Source organism: Motilimonas sp. 1_MG-2023 (assembly GCF_030547455.1).
Lineage (GTDB): Bacteria > Pseudomonadota > Gammaproteobacteria > Enterobacterales > CBDFNC01 > Motilimonas.
Genome location: NZ_JAUOPX010000081.1, coordinates 1 through 5,378, shown reverse-complemented (window position 1 = coordinate 5,378; position 5,378 = coordinate 1). Strand labels below are relative to the sequence as shown.

Sequence of the window (5,378 nt, the reverse complement as noted above, 5' to 3'; positions counted from 1 at the left end):
CTATCGCCACAAAAGGCTGAAGCAGAATACTTCAAAACTTATAACGAGGTGGCCAGTTTTAGTTGACCACTACACTACCCTAGACACGCCTTGCGTTTCGACACCCTCTAAGTAGCGTTCAAAATGTGCACATACACACCGGTTCTCCAGTGTGAACTTTCGAGATTCAGAGCGCTCCTGCTTGTAGCCCCACAAAGAAAATTCTTTAAGTTTCAAAAATACCCCCTATTTGCCAAGGGACTCAATCGCAATCGTGGTAGAGCGACCCATTACTGGGCCGACCCCACACAGATCCGGACGTGTGCATATGTTAAAACACAGGACCGCATCGAGCTTTTGGGCTCTTCAGTTATATATTCACGCGTGTAAATCACCACGCACCTAGTACCAATCTACGTGAATAAATCGCTTACTCACTCGTGGTCGCTCAATTGCATAATACATTAGCATCTTCTTGAAATTACTCCAGTTATAACTTCGCCGACCACTGCATCTATTCAGCCATTTGTATAAACTGTGCAGCACATAAATTTAAAACCTATCTAGGCTTAAGCTTTTATTGTTGGTTATAATGTGGAGCGAAGCGGAACCTAACCAACTGTTTTTGTTCCGTTTAAAGTCTCTTGTTAGGCTAATGCTGTACTCGTACTACCAAAGTGCTTTCTAAATACAGTTTTAACCGCCTCACAGGCATTTTTTTCAATAGTTTTACGCCCATAGGTTCTATTTATGATTTCACTAGGAACTGAGCTTTCATCGATCAACGGTACATTTTCAACTTTCCGTTGAAAGCAGCCATGTTCATCGAAGAAGCCTTTTTGCACGTAGCTAGCCACTTGGCACAAGTACAATTGATTAGCCTGATTGCGAACAAACACAACATCTCCAACTTGCATCGTTTTTAGCCAATACTTGATTGCTAAATCACAGCGTTGTTTTCCTAGTGCTTTTTCATCTAGCTCATCATTAGCGATCAGCTCTTGCTTGAGTTTATAGATGCGGTCGAGTAACTCACGTTCAGAAAGCTCTAATCTAGGAAAAATAATACTTGCTTGTTGTTTAATCAACTCTTGATTACCGCAAGTACCGTGAACACTGTGAATATAAGGATATTGTGGTGAAAACGTGGGATCTGTGGCCACAATAACCTTATCCATTCTTAGAAAAAAGATGTTCTTCATCATATACCTCACAATTCGATAAATTAGCCTAACGAGACTGTAGAATAACTCCAACAGCCAGATTTGACTAAAAAACGGGACCCTGCAATCAATCCTAAGCGCTTTTAAGACAATAGGTAATGCATTTGGAACCCATAAAACAGGCTATATTTCTTAAAAAATATAAATCCTACAGCCTCAACGCCGCCAGAACGCGGCAATTTTGGAGTTGATTTTTTGTGGCAGCATAGCGCCCGCCACAAAAAGCGACGGAAAAATTGCTCGCTGTTACTGGCCTTGTTAAGCATTACTGTGATTCCAAATAATTAAGCAAATAGGAATAGTAACAATGCAAGCAATAAAACCACTATCTCTTAGCTGCCGGAACAATCCATGTTTACCGCCACCCACACCAAACGTTTGCGAATAAAGCAGAAAAACCACCAAAACACCAATGTATACCGGCTTATAAATGTAGAAAGCCGCCACAAGTAACGTGACCCACACAAGAGTAAAGATATAAGTACGACTTCACACTGTCTTACTGATCGGACCGTTTTTCGCGATATCGATCCGATTACGCCAAACAGCGAATGCAGCTAGGGCGAAGAATAGTAAAAAGCCTAATATAATTTCCATGTTCACGTATGCTTAACGAGCCTGTAGAATTACTCGTTCTAAAATATATTTTTATGATGCACCAAACCATAGCTGAGTTCTTGTTTTGACTCAATTGTTTAGTCTTTTTCTGCTGTGATGAAAATTATCAAGGTTTGGCGTTTTTATGGGGAGTTTCAAGCTGGTTTTTGGGTGAATTTCAGGCAATAGGGAGCTTGCCCTGCTTAATGCATCGTCTTTTGCAGCTTTTCAATATTATGAACAAGGCAATACAGCTGCCACTGGGCATTCACTTTGGCTTGTCCCCGTAGCGTCAACTTATTCATGCCTTTATTCACCGTTATATTGCCGAACACGGGCTCGATACAGCCCAATCGTTTGCTATATTGCCTTCGCCCCATTGGGCTATCTATTTTAACTTTCATTTTATCGATATAGCTCAGCTGCTTGCGTGATTCATCATTTTTAAACTGAACTTGCCGCCCTGTTTTTATCGGGGGCTTTCGCATACATTGCTCTTGCAGCGGGCATACTTTGCAATCTTTTAAGTAACCACAGAATCGCGTGTAGCGTTGATGATGGCTTTTCAAATTATCACCGCTGCTCCACATTTTATTGCCTGCTGGGCTGCGGCACGTTTGGGTTGTTTCATCATTTGGCTCTCTCAAAGAGCCATCAGCCAATAAAAGCTGATACATCTCTTTAAACATGCCACGGCTTAATAACTCCGCTGACTCGCCACAACCTCACTCATTACGGTTGCTTTGCTTGGACTTTAGTGGCACTTCCTTTATGAAAAGAGTAAACCTCGTCAGTCAGACTGTACTTACCGGAGCGATCTCAGCACTTTAGGGCGGTCCGACGTTTCGGCACGCATCCCCTGTGGCCTACTTAATTCTCTGTGTACGCTTCACCTATCTTGTTCGCTGAAAAAAAATCAGCTCCGCCATAGGCGCAACACTCGATACGGGCGGTGAGTTAAACCTTACCCGACAGGGACTTGCACCCTGCAAGATGCATCAAGCTTCGCTTGACGCACTAACGCCCATCACAGCGGCTGGTTAGAAGCTTAGCTGGCGATGTAGATGAATTGCTCATCACTTGACCACCTAGCCTGTGCCTTTATTTTGTATAAATCAAATGCAGCCTGATATGGATCGGAATCGTACTCAGCTTCTACCATTGCCCAAGCTATCCAATGCGATACTGTGTAATAGCAACCAGACAACTGATATAAAGGCTCACTTAAAAAGAAAAAAGCTTCGTAGCCTTCCTCGCCACAGTGTTTCTCAATGATCTCACACAGTTCATCATCTAAATGGACTGTGGGTGAATCGCTATTCTTAAGAATCTCATGTCTCTGTGATTCAGAGCCTCTGTAAACGGAGCGTTTCTTGGCAGTAGACTTTTCTCCATTTAATTGGATAAGTTCCTCATCTCCAAAATCACGGAGTACGGCCTCGATATCTTCATTTAGCTGATCAAGTTTGCCTAAAAGCTTCTCATCATCAATTTCTGTAGTTTGAGGATGAGTTTTCCTTACTTCGTTAACTCGTTTAAATAATCTATCGCCATTAGGGAATATTGAAAAACACTCTTGTAGCTTTTCATCACTAACATTCCATATGTCGAAATGAAGAGCATAATCTTCTCTGATATCAGGCATAGAATCAGTAGGCTCACCTAAAGCTTCTCTCCACTTCCTTTGCCATTCTTGTTTAATGCTCATATCTATCCATGCTTCTAACGAGACTGTAGAATAACTCCAACAGCCAGATTTGACTAAAAAACGGGGCCCAGCAATCAATCCTAAACGCTTTTAAGACAATAGGTAATGCATTTGGAACCCATAAAACAGGCTATATTTCTTAAAAAAGAGAAATTCTACAGCCTCAACGCCAATTAAGGGGTGAGCAACGCTACCACCCAACCTAAAGCATTGTGCCATAAACACTAAATTTGAAGTAGAATCAAAAATGCCAAGCGTTGGGAATCCCTCTTAAATTGTTATGTGTAATTTCCCACAACATCTGATACTTCTACTGTCATTGCCAAAAAGTTGATACCAGGGTCCAACTCAAAGTTTTGAATTTCGATTTGAGCATGTGACCATTGACGACAACTTATGTCTACGATAGCTGTACCGCCTAAGTAACCTGTAAACCCTTCCTCTATGGTTAAATTAGACACTTTATTAAACTTAAATTTTCTAAAAGTACCAGCCCTGTCATGAACAACCATTTCAATTGAACTGGTCGAAGAATCCCAAGGGTCGATGTTGTATTTAAACTCAACCAAATCAGTATTTGCGAAATCTGCAAAAAGCACTTTTTCTGACAATTTGACCTCCTTACACATCACGAGACTGTAGAATAACTCCAACAGCCAGATTTGACTAAAAAACGGGGCCCAGCAATCAATCCTAAGCGCTTTTAAGACAATAGGTAATGCATTTGAACCCATAAAACAGGCTATATTTCTTAAAAAAGAGAAATTCTACAGCCTCAACGCCTTGCTCACCGGGTAATTAGGAGCGAAGCGAGTAATTATTCCGAGTGCAGCAACTTGTTGAACGAAGCCGCTGCGCGGCAGAGTGTGGCGGATATTTCATACTCAAGTAACCCCCGTCACTTTGATCGGGCTTGCTGGAGTAAAAATCATGAACCCCCACGACCAACAACGCTTTGAATTTCTTTATGAACAACATCTTACCAACTTAACCTTGCAAGGAAAACGTCCCGCAACGATTGATGCCTATTCTCGTGCGGTGCGTCGCCTTTCTACGTTTTTTGACCGTGCGCCTGATGCCATGACCGCGGCGGATTTGAAGACCTACTTTGCCAGTATGATTGCCACTCATTCTTGGAGCATGGTTAAAATTGACCGCAATGGCTTGCAGTTTTTCTATCGCTACACCCTCAACCGCCAGTGGGAGTGGCTTAACATAGTTAAACCGCCGCAGGTGAAGCGCTTGCCAGATGTGTTGACGTCAGCCCAAGTCGGCTTGCTGATTTCCATGACGGTTAAATGTCGTTACCAGGTGTTCTTTTTGCTGCTCTATACCTTGGGGTTGCGCTTGAGCGAAGGGCTTAATTTGACCATATCGGATATCGACAGCGCATCAATGCAGGTGCATGTGCGTGATGGCAAAGGCGGTAAAGACCGATTGGTGCCACTGCCTTCTCGCACCTTGGTGGCGTTGCGTGGTTACTGGGCTACGCATCGCCATCCTCGCTTATTGTTTCCAAAAATGGGGCCCGACAGCGATGTGCCAATGGATAAAGGCAGCGTGCAAAAAGCCCTCAAGCGGGTATTGGCCGATTGCAATATTCATCAACACATTAGCCCCCATTCACTGCGCCATTGTTATGCCACCCATTTACTGGAGCAGGGATTGGATTTACGCTCACTGCAAGCCTTGCTCGGTCATGCCAGTCTCAATACCACCGCGCGTTACACCCACCTGACCCGCGTGAAACAAGCCGACAGTGTGTTAGCGGTGAACCAACTCGCTGATAAATTAGTGTTGATGTGGGCTAACTCATGAGCGCCTTTATTGAAATATTGCGTGAGCATCAGGATGCGCTGCGCCAGCAATAC

The 5,378-nt window shown here is 43.3% G+C and carries 5 protein-coding genes; 1 reads left to right on the top strand and 4 read right to left on the bottom strand.

Going from position 1 to position 5,378, the window contains the following annotated elements; translation table 11 throughout:
- Positions 1-626: 626 nt before the first annotated feature.
- The 4 genes from Q4519_RS21270 to Q4519_RS21255 all read right to left on the bottom strand — a co-directional run bounded on the left by Q4519_RS21270 (position 627) and on the right by Q4519_RS21255 (position 4,118).
- Positions 627-1,181, bottom strand: coding sequence for a hypothetical protein (locus tag Q4519_RS21270; RefSeq protein WP_303515878.1), 555 nt, complete (start codon positions 1,179-1,181; stop codon positions 627-629).
- 821 nt (positions 1,182-2,002) lie between these two features.
- On the bottom strand, positions 2,003-2,488 hold the full coding sequence (locus Q4519_RS21265; protein WP_303515876.1) for a transposase: 486 nt from the start codon (positions 2,486-2,488) through the stop codon (positions 2,003-2,005).
- A gap of 359 nt (positions 2,489-2,847) precedes the next feature.
- Positions 2,848-3,507 carry a hypothetical protein gene (locus Q4519_RS21260; RefSeq protein ID WP_233054024.1) on the bottom strand — a complete coding sequence of 220 codons (660 nt, stop codon included), beginning with the start codon at positions 3,505-3,507 and terminating at the stop codon, positions 2,848-2,850.
- A gap of 278 nt (positions 3,508-3,785) precedes the next feature.
- Complete coding sequence (locus Q4519_RS21255) at positions 3,786-4,118, bottom strand: hypothetical protein (protein WP_233054025.1); 333 nt, start codon at positions 4,116-4,118, stop codon at positions 3,786-3,788.
- Between the two features lie 319 nt (positions 4,119-4,437).
- On the opposite strand from Q4519_RS21255, the gene Q4519_RS21250 reads away from it, so the two are divergent.
- Positions 4,438-5,325 (top strand): site-specific integrase, encoded by an 888-nt coding sequence (locus Q4519_RS21250; RefSeq protein WP_303515872.1) that lies wholly within the window; start codon positions 4,438-4,440, stop codon positions 5,323-5,325.
- Positions 5,326-5,378: the final 53 nt, after the last annotated feature.